Here is a 25609-nt window from a genome sequence, read left to right as displayed (position 1 = left end):
AGGCCTGCGGATCAGGCCGCCCGGATTCCCGAGAGGAAACCGCCGGCGCGTTCACCGCCCAGGACCACGTCGTAGCCGAGGATCATGTCGACATCCTCGCCGTTCGCGGCGAGCGGAAGGCGCATCCAGAGGACGGACAGGTGGGGCGCGCCCCGCCACCCCAGGGAATGGACCCCGATGGCCGGCTGGCGGTCGGTGACAATTGCGCCAAGTTCCCGGCGCCAGTACTCGGCGGCGGCGCCTGCATAGACCTCGGGAAGCGTACGCCCCGTGATCTCGGCGCCATAGACCCCAAAAAGGCCAGTCCCGGCCAGACGGATCCGGAAGCGGCTGTCGCCGCTGACCTCGGTCAGGCTCAGCATGGGCAGTAAGGACTTGATCTCGCACGGACGGATGTCGGCTCGGGAAGGCAGCCGCCCTCCCCTCCGCAGACCCGCCCAGTAGGCGTAAAGCGCTTCTTGCGCGCCCTCCACCTGAGTGGACACGCCCAGTTCCGACACCATCTTCAGAGTCCCCAACAACCCCTTGGATTCATAACGAATCGTTTATGGCCTGATGCGCGAATCGCGGGCAAGCGAAATTTGGTTAACGGGGCGTGTTCAGTTCGAAGGGGTCACGAAAAAGCCCGGCCGCCGGAGCGGTCGGGCTTTCGTCCGCCGGAAGCGGAGGTCTGGATCAGGCCTTACCGCGCCGGCGGGGGGCCTGGCGACCACCCTGGCCGAGGCCCATCTGCTTGGCCAGGTCCGAGCGGGCCTTGGCGTAGTTGGGCGCGACCATCGGGTAGTCCTTGGGGAGGCCCCACTTGGCCCGATATTCCTCAGGGCTCATGCTGTACTTGGTGCGCAGGTGCCGCTTGAGCGACTTGAACTTGCGGCCATCCTCAAGGCAGATGATGAAGTCGGGCGTAATCGAGCGGCGAACGGGAACCGCCGGGTCACGCGGGGCGGCTTCGACAGGTTCAGCGCCCCCGGTGACGCCCGCGAGGGCCCGGTGCACGCTTTGAATCAGGGACGGAAGCTCAGCGGCGGAGATGGTGTTGTTGCCGACATAGGCAGAGACAATGTCCGCCGTCATCTCGATGACTTCAGTCTTTTCGTCCATTACAGGGTCCTGTCTTTCAAAATTGAGAAAAAAGACGCGCCGGAGCGCGGATGTCCCGCACATAACGGCGCGACTCTAGCAAATCAAGGCTTAACGACCGATATTGTCGGGAATAGGGCCTTCATGTTCATTCTGTGACTGAATTCATCGCAAGGGCTCAACTGGAGTTTCCCCCCGGCTGAACAACCGGGGGGAATCGGACTCAGCGAAACTTGGGTGCGCTCCACTGATCCCAGATGTCCGGGAGGTCCGTTGAGACCTTGTCCGGGTACTGCGGCAGGCGCTTTTCAAGGAAGGACATGACGCCTTCCTTGGCGTCAGGCATGGCGCCCCGGGCCTGAATCCCCCGGCTGTCAGCAATGTGGGCTTCCATGGGGTGGCTCGCTCCCGCCATCCGCCAGATGAGCTGGCGGGTCAGGGCGATGGAGACCGGAGCGGTATTGTCCGCGATCTCGCGGGCCAGGGCGCGGGCCGCGGGCAGGAGGTCCTCGGGGGCGTGGAGGGACCGGACGAGGCCCCGGTCATGGGCCTCCTGGGCCGGGAAGACGCGGCCCGAATAGCACCATTCCAGGGCCGTCTGGACGCCGACCAGGCGCGGCAGGAACCAGGACGAGCAGGCCTCGGGATTGATCCCGCGGCGGGAGAAGACAAAGCCATAGCGCGCGTCCGTCGAGGCCATGCGGATGTCCATGGCCAGCTGCATGGTCACGCCCACCCCGACTGCGGCGCCGTTGACCGCCGCGATCACGGGCTTGAGGCTGTCGTAGATGCGAAGGGTCAGGAGGCCGCCGCCATCCCGCTGGACGCCTTCGATGGTCCGGGCCGCCTTGTCCTCGCCGCCCCGGGCCGAATAGTCGAAAGTCGCCCCGCCGGCGGAGAGGTCGGCGCCCGCGCAGAAGGCCCGACCCGCTCCCGTCACGATCACTACGCGGACGCTGTCGTCGGCGTCGGTCTGGTCGAAGGCCGCGATCATCTCCTGCATCATCTGCGTATTGAACGCGTTCAGCTTGTCCGGCCGGTTCAGGGTCAGGGTGGCGATGCCGTCCTCGACTTCCAGGCGGATCGTCTCGAAGTTTGACATGGTCGTTTGTCTCCGTGGCGTTTCCGGCGCATCGGTCGGCCTTGACGGACGTTCCGTCAAGACCTGCATATGCGTCCCGCAAGCCGGATGACCGGCGGCCCGCGACCGGGCGACGACCGAGGAGGATGACCATGCACCCCGCCACCCACGCCCGGACCCAGCCGGATCGCGCCGCCTACATCATGGGCGCCACGGGGGAGACCGTCACCTATCGCGAGCTGGACGACCGCTCGAACCAGGGCGCCCAGCTCTTCCGGTCCCTCGGCCTGAAGACGGGCGACGTCATCGCCCTGATGCTCGACAACCATCCCCGGTACTTCGAGATCGCCTGGGCCGCCCAGCGCTCGGGCCTCTACTTCACCTGCATCTCGTCCAAGCTGTCCGCGGGCGAGATCGAGTACATCATGGGCGACTGCGAGGCGAAGGTGCTGATCACCTCGGCCGGCGTCGGCTCCGTGATCGACGAGCTCCCGGCCCTCATCCCGGGGGTGAAGCTCTATATGGTGGGCGAGCCGCGGGCGCCCTACGAGAGCTTCGAGGCTGCGCGCGCCGCCATGCCCGCCGAGCCCATCGCCGACCAGACCGCCGGCGCCGACATGCTCTACTCATCGGGCACCACCGGCCGGCCCAAGGGCATCAAGCCCCCCCTGACCGGCGCCCCCATCGACGAGCCCAACACCCTGGCCATGATGGCCCAGGGCCTGTTCGGCTTTAAGCCGGACAGCATCTACATCTCGCCGGCGCCGCTCTATCACGCCGCCCCCCTGCGCTGGTGCATGTCCGTCCAGCGCATGGGCGGAACGGTGGTCGTCATGGAGAAGTTTGACCCCGAGACCGCCCTCGCCCTGATCGAGCGCTACCGGATCGACGTCGGCCAGTGGGTGCCGACCCACTTCGTACGCATGCTCAAGCTGCCGGCCGAGGTCCGCGCAAAGTACGACGTCTCGTCCATCCGCTCGGCGGTCCACGCCGCCGCCCCCTGCCCCGTCCCGGTCAAGGAGCAGATGATCGAGTGGTGGGGCAAGGTGGTCCACGAGTACTACGCCGGCTCCGAGGGCAACGGCTTCTGCTATGTCGGGCCCGAGGACTGGCTGGCCCACAAGGGCACGGTCGGCCGCTCGGTCATGGGCGAGGTCAAGATCGTCGGCGAGGATGGCGAGGAGGTCCCGCCCCGCACCGAAGGCACGGTCTATTTCGCCGGCGGGGCGCCGCTCGCCTATCACAATGCTCCGGACAAGGTGGCCGAGAACACCAACAAGCACGGCTGGACCACACTTGGCGACGTGGGCTGGGTGGACGAGGAGGGCTTCCTCTACCTCACCGACCGCAAGAGCTTCATGATCATCTCCGGTGGGGTGAACATCTATCCGCAGGAACTCGAGAACCTGCTGATCACGCATCCGAAGATCACCGACGCGGCCGTCGTCGGCGCCCCGCACGAGGAGATGGGCGAACAGGTCGCCGCGATGATCCAGCCCGCCGACTGGGCCGACGCCAACGACGCCTTCCGCGCCGAGATCGCCGAGTTCTGCCGGGCCAACATCAGCCACGTGAAGTGCCCGCGGATCATCGACTTCATGGAGGAGCTCCCCCGCCACCCGACGGGCAAGCTATACAAGCGCCTGATCCGCGACGCCTACTGGGGCAAGGAAGGCTCGAAGATCGTCTGACGCCATTCGGCGGAGGGGGTCAGCCGGGAGGCCGTCGACCCCCTCACCCGGCTTCGCCGGGAGCTCCCCCTTGGGGGAGCCATGGGCTCCGTAATTCCTCCCCCCAGGGGGAGGTGGACCGCGAATGCGGGCCGGAGGGGGTCAGCTGAGCTGCCGTTGACCCCCTCACCCGGCTTCGCCGGGAGCTCCCCCTTGGGGGAGCAATGGCTTTCTAATTCCTCCCCCCAAGGGGGAGGTGGACCGCGCAGCGCGGCGGAGGGGGTCAGCTGAGCCGCCGACTCGCCCCTAGTAAGCCCGCCCGATCAGGATCTCCTCGACCCCTGGCCGCCCCGTGAACAGGCAGGGCCCGAAGGTCGCAGGCTGGTCCATTGGGGCGTTGCGCAGGGTCAGGCGCAGGGCCTTCAGCTTCTGCTCTATGGCCTCAAGCTCCTCGCCGGTCGGCCGGGCCCAGGGCGCGCGGACCCAGCCGCGGAAGGCGGTCGCGTCCTCGTCATCAGCGGCGGCGGCCCCGAAGTAGGCGGCCATCTCGTCGAAGCTGGCGATGTCCGTGCGGATGTTGGCGTCCAGCCTGGCCTTGGCCTCGTCGTAGAGCCCCTGCTGGATCTCGGCGAGCAGGGCCGGGAGCCCAGCGAGAAAGTCCGCGCGGCTCATGGACTGGCTGGTCACCTTGTCGCCGTCGCGCAGCCGGTCCCGGCGCATGAAGCTGATGGTCCCGCCGGCCACGTCGCGGGGGCCCAGCTCGATGATCACCGGCGCGCCGCGGCGCACCCAGTTCCAGCGCTTCTCGGCAGATTTTTGCGCCTTGACGTCGAGGAGGGCTCGGACGGGCTCGCCCAGGGCGATCACCTGCCCCATGACCTTCACCAGGGCCTCGCCCGCCGCCAGGACCTCGGCGTCCTCGGGCTTGTCCCTCAGCATGGGCACGATCACCACCTGGCGGGGGGCGATGGCCGGGGGCAGGCGCAGGCCGTCGTCGTCGCCGTGGGTCATGATCACCCCGCCGATCAGCCGGGTGGAAACCCCCCAGCTGGTCGTGTGGCAGTGAACCAGCTCGCCCGCCGAATTCTGGAAGCGGATGTTCTGGGCCTCGGCGAAGTGGGTGCCCAGGTCGTGCGAGGTCCCGGCCTGCAGGGCCTTGCCGTCCTGCATCATGGCCTCGATGGAATAGGTCTTGTCGGCGCCGGGGAAACGCTCGTTCTCGGGCTTCTCGCCGGCGACCACGGGCATGGCCAGGACGGTCTCCGAAAACTCGCGGTAGACCTCCAGCATCTTCAGGGTCTCTTCCCTGCCCTCTTCGGCGGTGGCGTGGGCGGTGTGGCCCTCCTGCCAGAGGAATTCCGAGGTGCGCAGGAACAGGCGCGTGCGCATCTCCCAGCGCACGACATTGGCCCACTGGTTGATAAGGACGGGCAGGTCCCGGTGGCTCTTGATCCAGCGCGAGAAGGCGTCGCCGATGATGGTCTCGGAGGTCGGCCGGACGATCAGGGGCTCTTCCAGGCGGGCGTCGGGGTCGGGCGCCAGCTTGCCGTCCACCTGCTTGAGACGGTGGTGGGTAACCACCGCCATCTCCTTGGCGAAGCCCTCGACGTGCTCGGCCTCCTTGGCGAAGAAGGAGAGAGGGATGAAGAGGGGGAAGTAGCAGTTCTCGTGGCCGGTTTCCTTGATCCGCCGGTCCAGGGTCTGCTGGATCCGCTCCCAGACGCCATAGCCCCACGGCCTGATGATCATGGCTCCGCGGGTCGGCGAGACCTCGGCCAGCTCAGCTTCGCGGACGATGGCCTGGTACCAGTCGGGGAAGGTGGACGAATTGCCGGTCATGCGGCTGACGCTGAGCGCGCGTTGCATCGGGAGGCTCCTGCAGGGCGTCCTTCCTTAAGGCGGACCCGCCCTCCGGGCAAAGCCCGCTTGCACGGTCGCCGGCGGATGCTATCGCTAGCGGCGCGATTGCAACAATTTTGAGGGAGCGCGACATGAACCCCGTGGAAATCAAGGACCTGCCCGGTCTCGTCGGCCAGGAAGTCGGCGTCTCGGACTGGGTGGAAATCAGCCAGGAGCGGGTCAACCAGTTCGCAGAGGCCACCGGCGACCACCAGTGGATCCACGTGGACGTCGAGCGCGCCACCCGCGAGATGGGCGGCCCCATCGCCCACGGCTACCTGACCCTGTCGCTCATCCCCTTCCTCGGCGCCGGCATGCTGCCCGTGAAGGGCGTCAGCCGCGGCATCAACTACGGCTCCGACAAGGTCCGCTTCATCAACATGGTCCGCGTCGGCAAGCGCGTGCGCATGCGCCAGAAGCTGATCGGCGTCGAGGCCAAGGCCGGCGGCGTGCAGATCCGCAACGAGTGCACGATCGAGATCGAGGGCGAGTCCAAGCCCGCCTGCGTGGCCGAGACCATGTCGATCCTCTACGCCGGCTGAGGCCGGTCCCCGGGGCGGCCCCGCGCCGCCCCGGACCCCTCACGCGCTGGAAAGGCGCCATGAACCGCAGAGACTGGCTTGCCGGGGCCGCCGCCCTGCCCTTCGCCACCCCCACGGCGGCGGCGCCAAGGAGCAAACGTCCGATGACCTCCCCAGCGCCCCCTGTCGCCCGCCGCGACCCGGTCACGATCACCCAGCTGGGCCGGACCCGGACGGATGAGTACGCCTGGATGAAGGATCCGGACTGGCAGAAGGTCCTGCGCGATCCTTCCGTCCTCAAGGCGGAAATCCGCCAGCACCTGGAGGCCGAGAACGCCTACATGCGGGCGGTCCTGGCGCCGACAGAGCCGCTCCAGGAGACTCTGTTCCAGGAGATGAAGGGCCGGATCCGCGAGGACGACGCCTCGGCGCCCGAGCCCGACGGTCCCTTTGCCTACGCCACCCGCTACGCCGCCGGCGCCCAGCACCCCCTGCATGTCCGCCGCCCCCGGGCCGGCGGGGCGGAGGAGATCCTCCTGGACGAGGAGGCCGAGGCGAAGGGCAAGGCCTTCTACAGCGTCGGGGCGGCGGGCCATTCGCCCGACCATCGCCTCTACGCCTGGGCGGTCGACGAGCAGGGCTCGGAGGTCTACCGCATCCGTATCCGCGACCTGGCGACCGGCAAGATCCTTCCCTCCCCGGTGGAGAGTTCGACCGGCGACTTCACCTTCTCCCCTGACAGCGCCTGGCTGTTCTGGACCTGGCGCGACGACAACGGCCGGCCGGCGCGGATCTATCGCCGTCCGGTGCGCGGGACCGCCGCGGACGATGTCCTCGTCTACACGGAGCGCGACGAGGGCTTCTTCATCGGGGTCCGCCGCAGCGCCTCCGATCGCTTCATCCTGATTTCCTGCGGCAACCAGGAGACCAGTGAGGTCCTGCTGATCCCGGCAGACCAGCCCACCGCCGCGCCGGTTCCCCTTGAGCCGCGGCGGGAGGGGGTGCTCTACGACCTCGAGCACTGGAACGACCGCTTCGTCATCCGCACCAATGCGGACGGGGCTGTCGACTTCAAGCTGGTGACCGCCCCGCAGGCGACGCCCGGCCGCGCCGCCTGGCGCGAGATGGTCCCCCACCGGCCCGGGGTTCTGATCGAGGGCGTCCTGGCCTTCAAGCGCTGGCTGGTGCGGCTTGAGAAGGCCGACGCCCTCAACCGGATCGTCATCCGCAACGCCCAGGGCGAGGAGCACGCCGTCGCCTTCGACGAGCCGGCCTTCGCCCTCGATCTCGATCCGGGGCTCGAGTACGACACCGACGTCCTGCGCCTTGTCTACAACTCCATGACCACCCCCCGCAGCTGGGTGGACTACGACATGGCGGCCCGCACCCGGACCGTGGTGAAGACCCAGGACATCCCCTCAGGCCACGATCCCTCCCGCTACGAGACACGCCGGCTGAACGCCCGCGCCGCCGACGGGACCGAGGTTCCCATCTTTGTCCTGATGCGGAAGGGCCAGAAGCTCGACGGCTCGGCGCCCCTCTTCCTTTACGGCTACGGCAGCTACGGCATCAGCCAGGAGGCCAGTTTCTCCATCCGCGCCCTCAGCCTGGTGGACCGGGGCTGGATCTGGGCTCGGGCCTGCGTGCGCGGAGGCTCGGAAAAGGGGTGGGGCTGGTTCCTCGACGGGCGCCGTGAGCGCAAGATGAACACCTTCACGGACTTCATCGCCTGCGCCGAGCACCTCCACCGCCAGGGCTACGGCGCGCCGGCCAGTACGGTGGGCTATGGCGGGTCGGCGGGCGGGCTCCTGATGGGCGCCGTCGCCAACCTGCGGCCGGACCTCTTCGCCGGGATCGTCGCCGCCGTCCCCTTCGTCGACGCCCTGAACACCATGAGCGACGCCTCCCTGCCCCTGACGCCCCCCGAATGGCCGGAATGGGGGAACCCCCTGACCGACCGGGCGGCCTACGACCAGATCGCCGCCTACAGCCCCTACGACAACATCGCGGCCCGGCCCTATCCGGCCATACTGGCGACAGGGGGCCTGTCGGACCCCAGGGTGACCTACTGGGAGCCGGCCAAGTGGGTGGCGCGCCTGCGCCCGGCGTCCACGAGCGACCGCCCCGTCCTGCTCAAGATGAACATGGAGGCCGGCCACGCCGGCGCCTCCGGCCGCTTCGATGACCTCAAGGAAACGGCGCTGGAATACGCCTTCGCCCTCTGGGCCGTGGACCGAGCCGCGCCCCGGCCATGATCCTGCCGGACAGTCTCCGCACGGCCCCGCCTGACGGCGAGGCCCGGGGCTGGAGGGCGAGCACTTGGGGGAAGGAAGTGGCTGGGGAACTAGGACTCGAACCTAGAATGACGGTACCAAAAACCGCTGTGTTACCATTACACCATTCCCCAGCAGGAACGGCGACGCAGGAGGTGCGCGCGAGGGCGTCCGAATAGCCCAAGGCCGGCCGGGATGCAACGCCCCCGCCTCGCTTGCGGCCCGGCGACCTGTCCTCTATAAGCCGGCTCCCAAGTCGGAGTGTGGCTCAGTCTGGTAGAGCACCGCGTTCGGGACGCGGGGGTCGCAGGTTCAAATCCTGCCACTCCGACCATTTCCCTTCACATCAGGTCCTTTCCCGCGCGCCCCGGCGGGATAGCGTTCGTGCAGGCGGATTTGTTCTTGTTTTGTTTTGCCCCCTGAGGACTCCGTGAGAGATCGGGAACATCCCCGCCAAGGCCCCCAGGCCCAAACGGCGGAACCCACTCAGACGGAGACGCCAGATGGCGAGAATGCCGAAGGGACTGCCTCGGGATGTTCCCGATCCGGAGGGCGAACTCTACGACCTGGAAATGGCGCGAATCCGCCAGCTCCGAGACGCTGAAGACTTCGGCATCGGCCCTTCCCGGGACCTCGTCCAGGCGCCCCCTCGGATCCTGGAGGAAATACCGAGGATCCGTGAGCCAAACGCCCTGGAGTCCCTCATCCCGGTTGTGGGGCCCGCCTGGGACGCGGCGTCGGACCTGCAGGAGGGCGACCTTGGGGGCGCCGCCTTCAATACGGCCATGGCCATCGCCGACCTCACCCCCTTGGGTCCCGCCGCGAAGGGCGTCAAGGCGGCCCGCCTGGGCATCGGCGTCCTGAAGAAGGGCTCCGTGACAGCTGGCGCCTCTGCCAAGAAGATTCAGAGGGCGGGCCTCTCGGGCCCCGGGATGGAGATCCACCATTCCATCCCGCTGAACGGGATCGGGCGCTCTGTCCAGGACTGGAGGAACCACTACGCCTTCCTGAAGGTGCTTCCCAAGGAGGTGCACCGGCGACTCCATGGAAGTTGGGCGGGCAAGCCTCGCTACGACCCGATCCGGCGGATCTGGTACGGGACAACTGACTGGCAGAAGGCCGCGCCCACAGCGGTTGCGGCGCGGACAGGCGATGCTTTGGAGAACACCCGTGAGCCGGCCTCGCGAGGGAGATGAAGCTGGCGCGCCGTCGTATTTCGACCAAAGTGGGAGCTCAGAGTTGATGGAGCCAGATCCCGGAGGACTTCAACATGGCGGGCGTACTCAGCTTTTTCGGCGGCCTCTTCGCGCGCCAGCCAAGGGAGACCCCTCCACCCACCGAACGGGTCCAGGCCATTCTGGACAGGATCCACGCTGAGGCCCGACCCTGCCTTCACCTGGTTCCCGGCGGCGCGGGACAGACCCGGTTCGGAGGGGCTCCGGAGATTGCCGGCGACTGGCCCCGGTTCGGCGGCCGCCCCATGGCCCACCTGGCCCGTATGGACCTTGTGGAGATTCGTGCTGCGGGCGGCCCGGACTGGCTGCCCGCCGAGGGGCGGCTTCACGTCTTCCTCGACATGGGTCTTCGCGCCCAGAACTTCGAACCGGAACAGCCGGGGGCCTGCGTCGTCCGCTGGGAGACCGGCGCGGTTGCACCTCTTGGCCTGCCCGAGGACCTGGCGCCCCGCAGCCGGATCACCCCCTTTCCGCTCACCTTCCAGCCGAGGACCTCCTTCGCCGACGAGCGCGTGGGCATCGACTGGAAGAGCCTGACCCGGGACGAGGAGCGGACCCTGGACGCCGCCATCCTGGGCTTCCTGTCGCCCGAACCCGCCCACCAGGTCGGCGGCTACCCGGGAAACCTCCAGTGGGACGGGATGGAGATCCAGTGCGCGGCCGCGACGGCGCGGGACGGGGACATCCGAAACCTCGGCGAGGAAGAACCGACCCCTGCAGACCTTGAAGCTGCACGCGACTGGCGGCTGCTCCTCCAGGTCGACAGCGACCCTGCCGCCGGTTTCGATTGGATCCAGGGCGGACGGCTCTACTTCTGGGTCCGCGAGGCCGACGCCCGGGCCGGCGACTTCACGCGCGTCTTCGTGATCGCCCAGTTCCTTTGAGGGTTTACGGCCGTCCGGAACCGCGGCGGGGTCCATTGGCGCGCCGCCTGTCCCGGGATAGGGTCTGATTTCCTGATCCCTCCCCGGACGTGCAATGAAACACTTTCTCCTGACCATGTGCGGCGTCTTCGCCGGCCTGTTGCTCTTCCTGGTCGGAATTCCCTTCCTGCTGATCGTCCTCGCGGCCGGGGCCTCGCGGCCGGACGCGACCCCGGCGCGGACCGTGGTGGAGCTTGACCTCCGGGAATCCCTGACGGACCAGGACAGCGCCAGTCCCTTCGCAAGCTTCGGCCAGCCGACCCTGTCGGTGATGCGGATCATCACGACCCTCCGGAGGGCCGAGACCGACGACCATGTCCGCGGGCTGCTGGTCCGTCTGCCCGAGACGGGCCTCGAGCCTGCTATGGCGGACGAGATCGCCGATTCCCTCCGAAGGTTCCGGCGCACCGGCAAGCCGGTGATCGTCTTCAGCCAGGGCGTGTATCCGGCGGGCGCCACACCCTCCACCTACATGCTGGCGGCTGCAGGCGGGCAGGTCTGGATGCAGCCGGGCGCTTCCCTACAGGCCACCGGACTGGTGTCGGAGGACATCTTCCTGAAGCGCTTCTTCGACAAGTATGGCGTCAAGGCGGACTACGAGCAGCGCAAGGAATTCAAGAACGCCGTCAACGGCTACCTGCACTCGGACTACACCGAGGCCCACCGCGAGGCGACGCAGTCCATGCTGGAGTCGATCTACGGGTCGGCCCTCAACCGGGCGGCGGCGGACCGTCGGCAGACTCCGGCGGCGCTGAAGGCGGCGCTCGAGTCTGGCCCCCTGAGCGCCGAGGAGGCGCTGAAGCTGAACCTGATTGACCGGGTGGATTATCTCGACGCCGCCCGCAAGCAACTGGCGGACCGGGCCGGCAAGGACGCCCAGTTCCGGGACCTGCGCGCCTATGCCCGCTCGGCCCGCGCGATGACGCCGCCCGGGCGGGCGGCCATCGCGGTCGTGACCGCAGAGGGCGGGATCGTCACCGGCGGCGGGGGCGCCAACAATCCCTTCGCCGCGCAGGACGCCATCTATTCCGACGTGCTTGAGCAGACCCTGAAGGACGCCACGGAGGACAAGGACGTCAAGGCCATCGTGCTGAGGGTCAGCTCGCCCGGCGGGTCGGACACCGCATCGGAACAGATCCGGCGCGCGGTGGAGTCCGCCAAGGCGGCGGGTAAGCCGGTGGTCATTTCCATGGGCCCGTACGCCGCTTCGGGCGGCTACTGGATCTCATCGAACGCCTCGGCCATCGTCGCCCAGCCGACCACCCTGACCGGCTCCATCGGCGTCTTCGGCGGCAAGATCGCCATGGGCGAGGCCCTCGCCCGGGTCGGCGTCGACCTCCGCCAGGTGGGGGTGGGCTCGGACTACGCCTCCGCCTTCGCCCTTGGCTCGGGGCTGACCGACGCCCAGCGGGCGGCGTTTGGCCGATGGATGGACCAGATCTACGCCCGTTTCATCGGCCGGGTGGCCGAGGGACGCCGTCTTCCCGTCGAGCGGGTCGAGGCCATCGCCCGCGGTCGGGTCTGGACCGGCGCCCAGGCGCGGGAGCTCGGCCTGGTCGACCAGATCGGCGGTTTCTACGACGCCGTGGACCGGGCGCGGTCCCTCGCCGGCGTCAATGAGGAGCTGGAGCTGAAGTGGATGGCCACGGAGGTGACGCCCCTCAAGGCGTTCGAGGCCCTCTTTGGGCTTTCAGGCGCCTCCGTCCGCATGCTGGCCGCCGCGGCCTGGGTGCTGGGCGATCCCCGCGCTGAAGCTCTGCTGAACGAGATGGCCTGGAGCCGCATGCCCGCGGGCGCCGCCGCCGTGAGGACGCCCCAGCCCATCAACTGAGCCTGTCGCTCAGTCGGCCCTGTAGGTGCGCGCTGCGGCGGCCATGGCCAGGATGATGGCCCGGTCGTCTTCGCTCAGGAGCGGGTTCCAGACGTCAAAGATCAGGACGGTCCTGAGGAGGTCGCTTCCGTTGTAGGCTTCGTGTTCCAGGGTGTCGTCGAACACGATGACCTCGCCAGGCCGCCACTGGATTCGGTCGAACCCGACCCTGAACTCGCAGTCAGGCGGGACAACCAGGGGCAGGTGGGCGATCAGCCGGGCGTTCGTCTCGCCATGGTGCGGGGGAATCCGGGTCCGCGGCGCAAGGGCGGAGAACATGACGTTCGGGCAGAGCCCCTCGATCCGGGCCAGGTCAACCTCGGCCAGGGCTTGGGTTGTCGCCGGACAGATCCTCTGGTTCTCAGGCGCCGCCGTCCCGCTTTTCCAGAGGTCCAGTGTGCTCCAGCGATCCGAATGGTTCAGTTCAGCCCACTGGTTCACGGGCTGGCCCGGCGCGTAGGTGATGTAGGGGTTGAAGGCGCCGCTTGATTTCGCCAGCGCCGCCTCGAGCTCCTTTCGGATCGTGTCGGTATGGCTCTCCAGCGCCTCGATCCATGGAAAATGCCTGCGTTCAAAGAAGGGGATGGCCGGCAGGCGCGGCATGTAGAGCTGGTTCGCATCGGACAGGTAGGGCCGGCTCGCCCCTGACAATATCGACAGGGCCTCGCGCCACTTGGGCCGGTCGGCCGGCGCTCCCTGGGCGATCAGGCCGCTGAGGCTTTGGACAAGATAGTCCTGGTAGGCCCGGGTTTCAGCCTCAACGACCTGGGAAGCATGTTCCAGTTGGCCGCGAAGATGTGGCGGCCAGTGCTGTGACGGCGGCGCCACCTTCAGGGCGTTGCGATAGCTGGTCAGGGCCGCCGCGGGTCCCTGGGTGTCCTCAAGCAGACCTCCGCGGGAGAGAAGTGCGGGAAGCGAATAAGGGTCTGCGACAAGGGCGCTCTGGATCGCCTCCCAGGCCTCGTCAGGGCGCCCGGCGGTCCGCAGGGCGGTGCTGAGAAAGACCCAGACCGTAGCCTCCTGGGGCGCGGCCTCGCAGGCTCGGGAAAGAAGATCGACGGACTCGTCGGTCCGACCGGCCTGCAGCGCGTGCACGCCCAGGCTGTAGAGGGCTTCCGGGTGACGGGCGTCAGCCTCGAGGACCTGCCGCCAGAGGGTCTCGGCTTCCGTCCAGCGGCCAATTCTCGCCGCAGCCCGAGCCGCATCAGCCCACGCCATCACCGCCATGCTCTCGGCTCCTGAAGACAAAGAAAAGGGGGCGGCGGAGAAATCCGCCGCCCCCCATGGATCTCGTCCCTGACGGGATTAGAACCGGACGTTCAGGCCCACGGCGAAGACCCGGCCCAGGGTGTCGTAGTTCGAGGGCAGGGTGTTGCCGCTGTTGGCGGAGGTGGTGGCCGCCTCGTTACCAACGATCGGGGGCTCTTCCTCGAACACGTTCCGCACGGAAGCGCTGAGGCGCACCGCATCGTTGATCGCCCAGGAGCCGTTCAGGTCGAGGTAGTTGTAGGCCTTGATCGACTGGAACTTGCTGAAGGTGCCGGACTTCTGGGTCTCTTCGATCGAGACCTCGTCCTGGTAGCGCCACTGGTAGCCGAGCGAGAAGGCGCCGGATTCCCAGTTGGTGCGCTGCACCCAGCGGAGCTGGTGGGTCGGGTTACCACAGGAGGTGCCGTAGTACCCGACGCACTCGATCTTCGGCAGGGTCGGATCCGAGCGGGACTCGTTGACCATGTAGTAGTTCGCCGTGAGGGAGAACTGCAGACGACCCCAGCTTTCGGAACCGCCGACGTCCTCAAGACCCAGGCCAAAGCCCGCGTTCAGTTCGACGCCTTCGGTTTCCAGATAGTCGAGGTTCTGGACAAAGAGCTGGATACCCGCGGCCGGAGAGGCCAGGTCGCCGTTGATACGGATGACCTTCGCGCACTGCTCGGTCACGCCGCCCTGGTAGCAGGCGTCAAGGACTTCCTGGGCGGAGTAGGTGCCGATCCAGTCCTCAACCCGGATCTTGTAGTAGTCGACCGAGAGGAAGGGCCGCGACACAACCGGGATGTAGTCCGGCGTCCAGACGAAGCCGACGGTGGTGGTGTCCGCCGACTCCGGACCCGGCAGCTTGGCGAGGTTGGTGCCCTCGAAGGTGCTGATCTGGCCGGAGACGATGTCCTGGACGGTGCCGACCTGGGCCGCCGTCATCCCGGTGGAGATGCAGCGAGCCCGGAGGGTCGCGTTGCCAGCCAGGGCCGAGGCGTTGCCCACCGAGCAGGGGTCCACGACGGCGTTCCGCAGGCCGGACACCAGCGGGGCCGCCAGTTCACCCACGTTCGGGGCGCGAACGGCGCGCTGCTGCATGGCGCGGACGCGGAGGCCTTCGACCGGCTCCCAGTTCAGGCCCGCCTTCCAGGTCGTGTTCGAACCGGAGGGGTTGTAGTCCGAGAAACGGCCGCCCAGTTCGACTTCCAGAGACTTGGCGAAGGGCAGGTCAGAGAAGACCGGGATGATGGTTTCGCCGAAGATTTCGTAGACGTCAAAGCCGCCCTTGATGGGCAGGGTGTTGCCGCCGGCGCCGCCGAGGCAGCTGGCCGGGGCCAGCTTCAGGCATTCGTCCGGAACGGTCTCACCGACTTCCTCACGATACTCGGCGCCGAAGCTCCACTGCACCGGAAGGGCGGCCGACGGAAGCTTGATCGCGTCGGCATAGCCGCTGACCGAGCCCCCGACGATCGTCTGGCGGTAGCTCTGCTTCTCGATGCCGACGGCGCCGACATAGCGCGCCATGTCAGGCGTGATGGTGCCGTAGCCGCCGAAAACGTTGACGGGCACGCAGGAGCCGCCCGAGCGGCAGACCGGCTTGCCATCCGGGCCGACGACCGCGTTCAGCGCATTGCCGAAGTTGGTGACGTTGGTGTAGCCGGCCGCGATGCTGACCCGGTCGGACTGGCCCTGCTGAACGAAGGCTTCCCAGTCCCAGGAGTCGCCCAGTTGGCCACGGAAGCCCGCGTTAAACTGGAAGGCGTTGTTCTGGTAGGTGCTGGACCGCTCGCCCAGTTCGCCGGTACGGCGACGGATCACGAGGCTGAGATCGTCGGCGGCGTCGACGACGCCATTGGCGTTCAGGTCACGCCAGCTGGTGCCGGGCAGGGTGCCGGCGACCCGGGCGGCGTTTGCCTGGGTGATCAGCGTGTTGCGGGCGGAGGCCTGCAGGAAGGGGTTGCCCAGCGGAACGAAGAAGGAGTTGCCGAAGATGCCCGAGGGGGCGATCTGCTGGCGAACTTCCGTCTTGGAGTAGAGCAGGTTGGCGTAGGCTTCGACGTTATCCGTCACCTGGTAGGTGGCGAAGGCCGAACCGCCCCAGCGCTCCTGCGGGGTCTGGTAGTAGTTGAAGGGGTTGAAGTTGAACACCGAGCAGTTCGCGCCCAGCGAGCCGTCCTCACGGAACTGGCCAGCGGTGGTGCCGACACCGGTGATCTGCGTGCGGGTCGGGACCGTGGTGGTCGAGCCGCCAGACGCCACCGAACCCGGGCCGCCGCAGCCAGCGGGCGGAGCCGGCGGAGCCGAAGCGCCGAGGTTGGCGCCGTTGGCGGTCACGATGCCGAGCTGGCCGAGCGGACGCGCCGCGAAGAGCACGCCATCGCGCTTGGAGTAGTTGACGCTGACCACGGCGTTACCGCGGCCGTCGCCGCTGTTAGCGCCGACGGTGAAGGCGGTGGAGACGATCTTGCCGTCGCCTTCGCCCGTCTGGGAGTAGTTGGCGTCGGCTTCAAAGCCTTCGAAGTCCGTCTTGGTGATGAAGTTCACGGCGCCGGAGATGGCGTCGGAACCGTACACGGCGGAGGCGCCGCCGGTGATGACGTCGACGCGCTCCAGGATCGCGGTCGGAACCTGCGAGAGGTCCACGGCGCCGTCGATGTTGTACGGGGTCATCCGCTTGCCGTTCAGCAGCACCAGGTTGCGCTGGGCGCCCAAGCCGCGGAGGTTGACCGTGGTCACGCCGGCGGTGCCGTTGTTCACCGCGTCGCCGTCACCCGGGACGGCGGTCGGCAGGAGGCGGAGGATCTTTTCCGCTTCCGGGGTCTGCTGCTGGCGGATCTGCTCAGAGCCGATCGTCACGATCGGGCTGGCGGACTGGATGCCCGGGGTCTGAATCCGCGAGCCGGTAACGACGACCTCAGAAACGGAATTGGCTGCGCCCTGGGCGTAGGCCTGAGTGGCGAGCAGGGCCGCGCCGCAGATCATAGACGTCGCCAACAGGCGCTCGCGCATGGACTTCATCTTCAAGGTTCGTCCTCCGACAGGTCCGCCCTGGGGGCGAGACCGGGAATGGTTTCAAGACGCAAAGACACCTTCGCCCCAAATAGGGGCTGTGTCTTGTGGACTTCATTTCACAGGCTCTGCACCATGGTCAACGCGGATAGGGCCATCCCTACTCAAGGCGTCCGTCGCGTGTCGCAAAAGCGCCACAGTTGAGCGGCTGCCGCAGATGTCCCCGCCGCCGGGCCAGAGTGCATTGACGATGGGCCGCTGGCAGGGTGCAAATCACGCCTTCACTCCGGCAGGAACTCTCTGATGCCCTCTCATTTCCGCGGCTGCGTGCTTTCAGCCCTTCTCGTCGTTGCAGCTGCTGGCCAGGTTCGCGCTGCGCCCCGACCGGAATCGCCAGCCCCTTCGGGAGCCCTCGGCGGCCTTCTGGAATGCCGGGCGGTCGCTGACAGCGCGGCGCGACTGGCCTGCTTCGACGAGCGTTCTGCGGCCCTTGCTAGGGCTCAGGCCGGCGGATCCGTTGTGGTGGTGGACCGCGCACAGGTTGAGGAGGTGCGCCGGCAGGCCTTCGGTTTCTCCCTCCCCTCCCTCGCCTTCCTCGCCCCCTCTGGCCAGGGCCGCGCCGAAGACGCGGAACCGATCCGTCAGGTGGAAACCTCCGTGACGGCAGCGCGGATGTCCCGTGACGGGAAGTGGGTCCTTTCGCTGGAGAACGGCTCAACCTGGCGCCAGACGGACACCGAGCGTGTCGGCCGTGAGCCCCGGCCGGGCTCAAAGGTCGTCATCAGAAGCGCCGCCCTCGGCAGCTATCTCATGAGCGTCGACGGACAAAGGTCCTTCCGGGCCCGGCGCGAGGAATAGGCCCCCTCAGCGGTCCTTGGGGTCCAGGGCGTCCCGCAGGCCGTCGCCGATGAAGTTGAAGGCGGCCAGGGTCGCCGCCATGGCCAGGGCCGGGAAGACCAGCAGCCACCAGGCCATCTCCATGTCCTGGGCGCCCGCCGAGATCAAGGTGCCCAGCGAGGCCATGGGCGGCTGCACGCCCAGGCCCAGGAAGGACAGGAAGCTCTCAGCCAGGATCACCGCCGGGATGGTCAGGGTGACGTAGACCGCGACCGGCCCCAGAAGGTTGGGAATGATGTGCCGGGCGACGATGGCCAGCCGGCCGAGGCCGGCGGCGCGGGCCGCCTCTATGAATTCCTTCTGCTTCAGCGAAAGGGTCTGCCCGCGGACGATCCGGCTCATGGTCAGCCACTCCACGGCGCCGATGGCCACGAAGATCAGCAGGATGTTCGACCCGAAGGCCACCATCAGCAGGATGACAAAGAAGATGAAGGGCAAGGCGTAGAGGACGTCGACGACCCGCATCATGGCCTCGTCGACCACCCCCCCGATGTAGCCCGCCGTCGCCCCCCAGGCGACGCCGATCACCAGGGAGACAAGGGTGGCGACCAGGCCGATGGCAAGGGAGACGCGAAGGCCCATGGCGAGGCGCGCCAGAAGGTCGCGCCCCAGGGCGTCGGTCCCCAGGAGGTGGCCATCGGTGAGGGGCGGGACCCAGACATGGTCCTTGTTCACCTGGTCATAGGGCCAGGGACTGAGCATGGGCCCGAAGATGGCGAAGAGGGTCATCAGGACGAGGACGGCCAGGCTCAAGGTCGCGGCGCGGTTGGCGCGCAGGCGGGCGAGGGCGTCGTCGGTCAGGCTGCGGCCCCGCGCAGCGGAGGCGGGATTGGCGGCGAGGTCGGTCATGTCAGGCGCACCCGGGGATCGACCACGGCCAGCATCAGGTCGCCCAGCAGGTTCAACAGCAGGACGAGGCCGGCGTAGATCACGATCATGCCCATCACCACGGTGTAGTCGCGCTGCAGGGCGCTGATGACGAAGAACTTCCCAAGGCCCGGAAGGTTGAAGATCTTCTCCACCACCAGGGATCCCGTCAGGAGTCCGGCGGCGGCGGGGCCAAGATAGCTGACCAGGGGCGTCAGGGCGGGCCGCAGGGCGTGGCGCAGGACGACCGCCCTTTCAGGCAGGCCCCGGGCCCGGGCGGTGCGGACGTGGCCAGCGGCCAGGGCCTCGATCATCCCAGCCCGGGTCAGGCGCGACAGTATGGCCGCCTGGGGAAGCGCCAGGACGATGACGGGCAGGATCATGTTGGGCAGGGCCCCGCCGTTCCAGCCGCCGTTCGGCAGCCACTGCAGGGTCGAGCCGAAGAGCAGGATCAGCAGGGGCGCGGTGACGAAGGTCGGCACGCAGACGCCCAGTATGGCAAGGCCCATGGCGCCGACATCGACAAGGCCATTCCGCCGCAGGGCCGCCAGCACGCCCAGCGAGACCCCCACCGCCAGGGCGAGGATCATCGAGGCGAGGCCGAGCCTGAGGCTGACCGGGGCGTTCTGCTTCAGGATGTCGGCCACGGTCTTGTCGGGGTACTTCAGCGAGGGCCCGAAGTCGCCGCGCAGCACGCCGCCCAGATAGGCCAGGTACTGCTCCGTCAGCGGCCGGTCGAGGCCGTAGCGGGCCTTGAGGTTCTGCTCCACCGCCGGCGGCAGGTTCCGCTCGGAGTCAAAGGGCCCGCCGGGTGCGGCGCGCATCATGAAGAAGGCCAGGGTGATCACCACCAGCAGGGTGGGCCCGGCCACGAGCAGTCGACGGGCGATGAAGCGCAACATGGGGGAAGCCGTGACGAGGTCTTTTTGCGGGCCTGCGGATTGCGAAACTTCCATCCCCCCCCGATGATGTCAACGCACCCGCCCCCACAGACGGCGGGACGTCTGGAGAATAGGCCCATGTCCGAGTTCCACCGCGTCACCGAACGCCTCTCCGTCTCCCCGCAGGTCGCACCGCAGGACCTGGCCGCCGCTGCGTCGCAGGGCTTTGTCCGGGTGGTCTGCAATCGTCCCGACGGCGAGGGCCCCGGCCAACCCACCGGGGCGGAGATGAAGGCGGCGGCGCAGGCTGCGGGCCTGGAGTTCGTACATATCCCCTTCGCGGGCATGCCGGACGGCGCAACGGCCGACGCCGTCTTCGCCGCGGTGTCCGAGGCGCCCGGTCCGGTCCTCGCCTACTGCCGGTCGGGGACCCGATCGATCACGGCCTGGGCCCTGGGCTCCCTGCGGGCCGGCGACCATGACCGGGAGGCCCTGGTCGCCCTGGCGGCTGCGGCGGGCTACGACCTGTCCGGCGCACTGCCGCGGCCGATGTGAGGCCGGCCATGATCCCCTTCGTCAAGGACATCACCTTCGAGTACGGCGCCTGTGACCAGGTCTCGCCCCTGATCCGCCGCGTCGTGGCGAACAACCCCGGCCCCTTCACCTTCCTCGGCACGGGCACCTACATCATCGGCAAGGGACAGGTGGCGGTGATCGACCCCGGCCCGGACCTGCCAGAACACCTGGAAGCGATCCTGGCGGCCACCGCGGGCGAGACGATCACCGACATCCTGATCACCCACCACCATTCGGACCATTCTCCCCTCGCCGGCCCGCTGAAGGCCCGGACCGGGGCGAGGATCCACGGCTGCCCCCCATCCCGGATCGGCGCCGCAGACGGGATCGTGGTGGAGGCGGACGAGGACGAGAGCTTCCGGCCCGAGATCGTGATCCGCGGCGGCGAGATCATCCGGGGGCCAGGCTGGACCCTGGAGGCGGTCGCCACCCCGGGCCACACCCTCAACCACATCTGTTACGCCCTGCATGAGGAGAATTCGCTCTTCTCCGGCGACCACATCATGGGCTGGTCGACGACGGTGGTGTCGCCGCCTGGCGGGGACATGACCGCCTACATGGACAGCCTGCAGAAGGTGGCGGACCGGAAGTTCGACACCCTTTGGCCGACCCATGGGCCGCCGATCACCGAGGTTGCGCCCTTCATCACCGCCTATGCGGCGCACCGACGCGGCCGCGAGGCCCAGTTCCTGGCCTGTGTGGACAAGGGGGTGGGCCGGATCGCCGAAATGGTGCCGGAGCTCTACGCCGCCGTGGATCGGCGGCTGCACCCGGCGGCGGCCAACTCCCTGCTGGGCCACGCCATCGACCTGGTGCGCCGGGGAGTCCTGACCTGCGACGGCGAACCCGGCCCGGCGTCGACCTACAGGCGGCCCTGAGGGCCGCCGGCGAAGCCGGTCAGCCCCTGGCGGGCGGATCCCTGCGATCCAGCATGATGCGGGTCGAAACGCTGCCCAGCGCCAGGATGAAGACGGCGAAGGCGCAGAGGACGGTCAGCAGATAGGCCTGCTCGGCGGCGGGGATGTGGGGCATGGGAAAACTCCTCGTGACCCAGGCATCCTGCCCCGCCTGCGCCGCCGCCGCCTTGATCGAGGTCAAGACGGCGACAGGCTCAGGGTCAGCCGGCCGTCGGCAGGACGTAGTCGGCCATGCGCTGGCGGATCAGCTTCTTGTCGATCTTGCCCGTGGCGCCGAGGGGGATGTCGTCCACGAAGACGACGTCATCGGGGGTCCACCATTTGGCGATCTTGCCTTCGAGGAACTTCAGGAACTCCTCCTTGGTTCCAGCCTCGCCGGGGCGGAGCTTCACCAGCAGCAGGGGCCGCTCGTCCCACTTGGGGTGGGCCACGCCGATCACGGCGGCCAGCTCGGCCTTAGGATGGCCGGCGGCGATGTTCTCGATCTCGATGGAGCTGATCCACTCGCCGCCGGACTTGATGACGTCCTTCGAGCGGTCGGTGATCTGCATGTAGCCGTACTCGTCGACGGTCGCGACGTCACCGGTGTCGAAGAAGCCCTCGGTGTCGAGGATCTCACCACCATCGCCCTTGAAGTACTGGCCGACCACAAAGGGGCCCTTGACCATCAGCCGGCCGAAGGTCGAGCCGTCGTGCGGAAGGCGCTGGTCCTCGTCATTCACCAGCTTCAGGTCGATGCAGATCGGCGGGCGGCCCTGCTTCAGCTTGAACTTCAGCTGGGTCTCGTCGTCCATCTCGGCGACCTTGGCCGAAGGATTGGCCAGGGTGCCCAGGGGCGAGGTCTCGGTCATGCCCCAGGCGTGGGTGACGTCGACGCCGAACTCGTCGCGGAATCCACGGACGATGGCCTCGGGCACGGCTGAGCCGCCGATGACCACCCGCTTGAGGGTGGAGAGCTTGCCGCCGGTCTGGCGCAGGTGGGTCAGCAACATCTGCCAGACCGTGGGCACGGCGGCCGAGAAGGTGACCTTCTCGGACTCCAGCAGCTCATGGACGGAGGCGCCGTCGAGCTTCGGGCCCGGCATGACCAGCTTGGCGCCCACGGCGGGCGCGGAGAAGGCGATACCCCAGGCGTTGGCGTGGAACATGGGCACCACCGGAAGGACGGTCTCGACCGCCCCCAGGCCCATGACGTCGACGCCGGCGGTCACCAGGGTGTGCAGGAAGTTCGACCGGTGGGAGTACAGGACCCCCTTCGGGTTGCCTGTGGTCCCGGAGGTGTAGCAGAGGCCCGCCGGGCTGTTCTCGTCGAACCCGCCCCAGACGCAGTCCTCGGAATGGGTGTCGATCAGGGTCTCGTAGGCCAGGGCGCCGGGCAGTTCGCCCGTCATGTGCGCCTCGTCGGTCAGGACCACGAAGTGCTTCACGGTGGGGATCTGGTCGCGGATCTGGGCGAGGACCGGCAGGAAGGTCAGGTCGGTGAAGATGACCCGGTCTTCGGCATGGTTGATGATGTAGACCAGCTGCTCGGAGAACAGGCGCGGGTTCAGGGTATGGCAGACGGCGCCGATCCCCATGATGCCGTACCAGGCCTCCAGGTGACGGGCCGTGTTCCAGGCCAGGGTGGCGACCCGGTCGCCCTGCTGGATGCCCAAGGCCTTCAGCGCATTGGAGATCCTTTTGGCCCGGCCGTGGACCTCGGCGTAGGTCGTGCGGACGATCGGCCCCTCGACCGAGCGGGAGACGATCTCGCGGTCGCCATGCCAGGCCTTGGCGTGATCCAGAATCCGGTCAACGGTCAGCGGCCAGTCCTGCATTCTGCCGAGCATGGAAAATCCTCCGTGGGCTGGGTTCCGGGCGCCTGCGCGCGCCCGGTCGGGAAAGTAGGGACTCGGCCTGCCCGAGGCAACGGCGCCGGGACGACAGCGCGGCGTCAGGCGGCGCGTTCAAAGAGGTCCGCAGGCCAGGGGGACTCAAAGGCTTCCACGCCCAGGGCCCGGCGTACGTCCTCCAGGGGGCGATCCCAGAGCGCGGGCCAGTCGACACCCAGGAGAGGGGGCGTCATGCGTCCATGCCTCCAGGCCGCCGCGATGACGCCCGAAAGCACCATGTAGCGGGTCGGGTCCGCGGAGGCCGAAGCCAGGGTCACAGCCAGCACGAAGCCGGAATAGGCGTGGCCGAACTGGGCCAGCTGGAAGGCCGAAATGGCGATCTCGTGCAGACCCGTGGTCCGGTAGCCGCCGACCAGATGCCAGAGGTCGTGGACCTGCAGGATCCGCGCGTTGAGATAGTCGAGGGGTGCGGGGAGGTCCCGGAGGGACAGGGCGTCACGGTCCAGCACCTCCAGGTCAAATCCGTTCTCGACGATCAGGTGGTGAAATGTCGCTGCAAGGGAACCGCTGGGAGCAGCTGCGAGCTGCGCCAGGGTGAAGGGTTCTGGCCAACCCTGTTCGGCGGCCTCCGCCACGCCGGGCCAATCCCGACTGACCGCCAACTGCGCGGCCTGGAAGCCAGGATCCAGATGGCCGCCGAGGGCGGCCGTCGCCTGGGTGAACTCCAGGGCTGAACGATCCCCGCCGGCGCCGTCGATGATCGACCACAGCGCCTGGAAGAGCGCCTCGGGAACCGGCAGGGCCGGAAGGTCGGGGACAGCATCAGTAACCAGCTCCACCTGATGCTCCGTACTCCGACGATTTGCGAAACCGTCCAGAACCTCGTGGAGGCGCCAGGGGGCGGCGAAGGCGGCGTGGGCGACATCGGCCGCTTCCCTGCGGTCGGGGCCCAAGGCGTCGTCAGGGCCCGGGATGGAACCGTCAGGACCGGAGCGAACCCGGGCGGCGAAGCTTTCGCGCAAATCCGTCATCCGCGCTCGTCCCTTCCCGTCGGCAGGTCAGAAACTCAGGGTGACCGAGACGGCGACATAGCCGCCCTTCTTAACCTCGTTCGGTCCCTTGCGGAGTTGCACCCCGCCATCGATCGCCAGGTCCAGTCTCTTCGCCGCCTCATAGTTCAGCAGGAAACCCACGCTCTCCAGCCTCGCGGGCGGTGAGCCCCCCTCGACTTCCTTTACCTGGCGGATATCGACGAAGTCGTAGAAGAGACCGGCCTGGAGGGCGTCGCCCACCCGGCTCTTCGGGGCGATCAGGGCTGAGTGACTGAAGGGCGGGAAACGCAGTTCGGTGTTCACGATCACCCCGCTCGAGCCCACGGCAGTGTCGGGGTAATACCCCCGCGCACTGCCGGAGCCCCCGCCGCCGATTTGCTCACTGTTCGGAAGATTTCCGCTGGCGACCTGGCCTGAAGCGCGGACGACCCAGGTCATGTTGCGGGGCAGCCGCGTCGTTCGCGTGACCGACAACCGGTCATAGACATAGCGGGCCTTGGCGCCCGGGACCAGGGCGTCGAAAGCGGCGTCGGTATTGCGGTCCGAAAGGTCACCCGGGCTCATAACCAGGTCGTTGGCGATGCTGGTCTGGCCGAAGCTATCGGGGATGTTGAGCAGGACGGTGATGGGGAACTGGTGAACCTCGAGCTTGGAATCGAAGATCTCGACCCCGGCGAACTCAAGGTTGTTGTCCGTGAACTTGAAGTCGTAACCGCCCTGGACGTTTCCGGAGGCGCGCCCGATCGGGGGAAGGGCGCGGGATGCGCGTGCGCTGGCCTGGCCGGAATGGCCCACATTGTTGAAACCATCAGCGATCCGTGGACGGACAGTCGAGTAGCTGCCGAAGATCAGCAGCTTGTCCTTGGGCCCCACGCCAAAAACGCCGCTCGCGGAATGGGCCGTGAAGCGACCTGTGAAGGAGCGCGTGTGCTGGTAGGAGAGGATGTGGCCCGCCCCGAAGGCGTTGCCCCAGTTCACACCCAATTCCATCTGGTCGAGGCCGAGTTGCCGATAGCCCCGGTTGTCGTATCCGGCATAGACGCGGACGGGCCGCTGGTCGGAAGCCTGAAGGATCAGGTCGGTCTCGCCCGTGACCTTGCCGGGCTGGAAGACGGCGTTGACGCTCAGGAAGGGGTTCTCGTTCAGCCGGTCCAGATCCTCCTCGATCCGCGGAAGATAGAGGTACTCACCGGATTTCAGGGTCAGGGGCCGACGGACCACCTTTTCGGAGAAATGCTTGTTCCCGGCGACCGACACCTCACCGAGCCGGTACTGGGTGACAACAATCTGGACCACGCCTGAGGTCACGTTCTGGGGCGGAGCCGTCACGTCGAGGAAGGGCTTGCCACGCTCAATGTACCAGCTGCGGGCCGCCTCGCGGAGTTCGTCGAGGTCTGACAGGCGAAAGGGACGACCGACATAGGGGGCGACAAGGGCCCGGAACTCGGGGGTCTCTAGATCTGCAAGTCCGCCGGTATCGACGCCCGACGCACCCGCGGCGTCAGGGGCCAGCCCCTCGCGCTTGAGCTTGAAGGGGCCATCCACAAACACGACGCCCTTCAGCACCGAAAGCAGGACAGGGTCGGCGTCCTGCGGTCGGCGGTCCCGCTCAGCCTCGGAGGGCCGGGGTGGCGAGACCGGAGCTGTCTCGGCGCCCTCAGGAAGGCGCGGCGCCACCCTGGGGTAGTTCTGCGCCATGGCCGCCTGCCCCACCAGGGTCAGGGCGGCTGCGACGAGGAACGCCGACATACAGGGGGCGAGGCGCGAGCCTCTGC

Annotated in this window: 21 protein-coding genes and 2 tRNA genes; 10 read left to right on the top strand and 13 right to left on the bottom strand. The window is 67.9% G+C overall.

Annotated elements, in window-relative coordinates:
• Nucleotides 1-11: 11 nt before the first annotated feature.
• The 3 genes from mopJ to HYN04_RS02665 form a co-directional block, all read right to left on the bottom strand.
• Nucleotides 12-503 carry a motility/cell cycle regulatory protein MopJ gene (mopJ, locus tag HYN04_RS02675; protein ID WP_110449329.1) on the bottom strand — a complete coding sequence of 164 codons (492 nt, stop codon included), beginning with the start codon at nt 501-503 and terminating at the stop codon, nt 12-14.
• A gap of 172 nt (nt 504-675) precedes the next feature.
• Complete coding sequence (locus tag HYN04_RS02670) at nt 676-1101, bottom strand: Ros/MucR family transcriptional regulator (RefSeq protein WP_110449328.1); 426 nt, start codon at nt 1099-1101, stop codon at nt 676-678.
• Between the two features lie 202 nt (nt 1102-1303).
• Nucleotides 1304-2182: a crotonase/enoyl-CoA hydratase family protein gene (locus HYN04_RS02665; protein WP_110449327.1), complete on the bottom strand. Its 879-nt coding sequence runs from the start codon at nt 2180-2182 to the stop codon at nt 1304-1306.
• A gap of 131 nt (nt 2183-2313) precedes the next feature.
• Between HYN04_RS02665 and HYN04_RS02660 the strand changes: the two genes are divergently transcribed.
• Nucleotides 2314-3852: an acyl-CoA synthetase gene (locus HYN04_RS02660; RefSeq protein ID WP_110449326.1), complete on the top strand. Its 1539-nt coding sequence runs from the start codon at nt 2314-2316 to the stop codon at nt 3850-3852.
• A 285-nt stretch (nt 3853-4137) separates the two neighbouring features.
• Here the strand turns inward: HYN04_RS02660 and HYN04_RS02655 are convergent, their stop codons facing one another.
• Complete coding sequence (locus tag HYN04_RS02655) at nt 4138-5697, bottom strand: aminoacyl--tRNA ligase-related protein (RefSeq protein ID WP_110449325.1); 1560 nt, start codon at nt 5695-5697, stop codon at nt 4138-4140.
• A 125-nt stretch (nt 5698-5822) separates the two neighbouring features.
• Here HYN04_RS02655 and HYN04_RS02650 point away from each other — a divergent pair, with 125 nt between their 5' ends.
• The gene (locus tag HYN04_RS02650) at nt 5823-6272 is read left to right on the top strand and encodes a MaoC family dehydratase (RefSeq protein ID WP_110449324.1); all 450 of its coding nucleotides are present in this window, start codon (nt 5823-5825) and stop codon (nt 6270-6272) included.
• Between the two features lie 59 nt (nt 6273-6331).
• The gene (locus HYN04_RS02645; protein ID WP_110449323.1) at nt 6332-8506 is read left to right on the top strand and encodes a S9 family peptidase; all 2175 of its coding nucleotides are present in this window, start codon (nt 6332-6334) and stop codon (nt 8504-8506) included.
• 78 nt (nt 8507-8584) lie between these two features.
• On the opposite strand, the gene HYN04_RS02640 is transcribed toward HYN04_RS02645, so the two are convergent.
• Nucleotides 8585-8658 (bottom strand) — tRNA-Gln (locus HYN04_RS02640).
• A 123-nt stretch (nt 8659-8781) separates the two neighbouring features.
• Between HYN04_RS02640 and HYN04_RS02635 the strand changes: the two genes are divergently transcribed.
• The 4 genes from HYN04_RS02635 (at nt 8782) to sppA (ending at nt 12513) form a co-directional block, all read left to right on the top strand.
• Nucleotides 8782-8858: transfer RNA gene (locus HYN04_RS02635), tRNA-Pro, on the top strand.
• A gap of 169 nt (nt 8859-9027) precedes the next feature.
• Nucleotides 9028-9720 (top strand): hypothetical protein, encoded by a 693-nt coding sequence (locus HYN04_RS02630; RefSeq protein ID WP_162599516.1) that lies wholly within the window; start codon nt 9028-9030, stop codon nt 9718-9720.
• 74 nt (nt 9721-9794) lie between these two features.
• A complete protein-coding gene (locus HYN04_RS02625) occupies nt 9795-10643 on the top strand; it encodes a DUF1963 domain-containing protein (RefSeq protein ID WP_110449321.1) in 849 nt (282 codons plus the stop codon).
• 94 nt (nt 10644-10737) lie between these two features.
• Nucleotides 10738-12513 carry a signal peptide peptidase SppA gene (gene sppA / locus HYN04_RS02620; RefSeq protein WP_110449320.1) on the top strand — a complete coding sequence of 592 codons (1776 nt, stop codon included), beginning with the start codon at nt 10738-10740 and terminating at the stop codon, nt 12511-12513.
• Nucleotides 12514-12522: 9 nt separating this feature from the next.
• Here sppA and HYN04_RS02615 read toward each other — a convergent pair whose 3' ends face one another.
• Both HYN04_RS02615 and HYN04_RS02610 read right to left on the bottom strand, forming a co-directional pair.
• Nucleotides 12523-13779, bottom strand: a complete 1257-nt coding sequence (locus HYN04_RS02615; RefSeq protein WP_110449319.1) for an aspartyl/asparaginyl beta-hydroxylase domain-containing protein — start codon at nt 13777-13779, stop codon at nt 12523-12525.
• Between the two features lie 78 nt (nt 13780-13857).
• Complete coding sequence (locus tag HYN04_RS02610) at nt 13858-16821, bottom strand: TonB-dependent receptor plug domain-containing protein (RefSeq protein ID WP_110451262.1); 2964 nt, start codon at nt 16819-16821, stop codon at nt 13858-13860.
• 294 nt (nt 16822-17115) lie between these two features.
• Here HYN04_RS02610 and HYN04_RS13385 point away from each other — a divergent pair, with 294 nt between their 5' ends.
• Nucleotides 17116-17670, top strand: a complete 555-nt coding sequence (locus HYN04_RS13385; protein WP_162599515.1) for a hypothetical protein — start codon at nt 17116-17118, stop codon at nt 17668-17670.
• A 6-nt stretch (nt 17671-17676) separates the two neighbouring features.
• Here the strand turns inward: HYN04_RS13385 and HYN04_RS02600 are convergent, their stop codons facing one another.
• The gene (locus HYN04_RS02600; protein ID WP_110449317.1) at nt 17677-18558 is read right to left on the bottom strand and encodes an ABC transporter permease; all 882 of its coding nucleotides are present in this window, start codon (nt 18556-18558) and stop codon (nt 17677-17679) included.
• The gene (locus HYN04_RS02595; RefSeq protein WP_110449316.1) at nt 18555-19478 is read right to left on the bottom strand and encodes an ABC transporter permease subunit; all 924 of its coding nucleotides are present in this window, start codon (nt 19476-19478) and stop codon (nt 18555-18557) included. Before HYN04_RS02595 ends, HYN04_RS02600 begins: the two co-directional genes overlap by 4 nt.
• A 117-nt stretch (nt 19479-19595) precedes the next feature.
• Between HYN04_RS02595 and HYN04_RS02590 the strand changes: the two genes are divergently transcribed.
• Both HYN04_RS02590 and HYN04_RS02585 read left to right on the top strand, forming a co-directional pair.
• Complete coding sequence (locus HYN04_RS02590) at nt 19596-20012, top strand: protein tyrosine phosphatase family protein (protein ID WP_110449315.1); 417 nt, start codon at nt 19596-19598, stop codon at nt 20010-20012.
• Between the two features lie 8 nt (nt 20013-20020).
• Entirely contained in the window at nt 20021-20911 is an 891-nt protein-coding gene (locus HYN04_RS02585) for an MBL fold metallo-hydrolase (RefSeq protein WP_110449314.1), read from the top strand.
• Nucleotides 20912-20930: 19 nt separating this feature from the next.
• On the opposite strand, the gene HYN04_RS13735 is transcribed toward HYN04_RS02585, so the two are convergent.
• From HYN04_RS13735 to HYN04_RS02570, 4 genes are all read right to left on the bottom strand, one after another.
• Nucleotides 20931-21065, bottom strand: a complete 135-nt coding sequence (locus tag HYN04_RS13735; protein ID WP_277870400.1) for a hypothetical protein — start codon at nt 21063-21065, stop codon at nt 20931-20933.
• 85 nt (nt 21066-21150) lie between these two features.
• A complete protein-coding gene (locus tag HYN04_RS02580; protein WP_110449313.1) occupies nt 21151-22779 on the bottom strand; it encodes a long-chain-fatty-acid--CoA ligase in 1629 nt (542 codons plus the stop codon).
• A gap of 104 nt (nt 22780-22883) precedes the next feature.
• A complete protein-coding gene (locus HYN04_RS02575; RefSeq protein WP_110449312.1) occupies nt 22884-23813 on the bottom strand; it encodes a Coq4 family protein in 930 nt (309 codons plus the stop codon).
• Between the two features lie 27 nt (nt 23814-23840).
• A complete protein-coding gene (locus tag HYN04_RS02570) occupies nt 23841-25583 on the bottom strand; it encodes a ShlB/FhaC/HecB family hemolysin secretion/activation protein (RefSeq protein WP_206749506.1) in 1743 nt (580 codons plus the stop codon).
• Between the last annotated feature and the right edge of the window lie 26 nt (nt 25584-25609).

It is taken from the genome of Phenylobacterium parvum (genome assembly GCF_003150835.1).
Lineage (GTDB): Bacteria > Pseudomonadota > Alphaproteobacteria > Caulobacterales > Caulobacteraceae > Phenylobacterium > Phenylobacterium parvum.
This window is presented reverse-complemented; position numbering and strand designations above follow the sequence as displayed.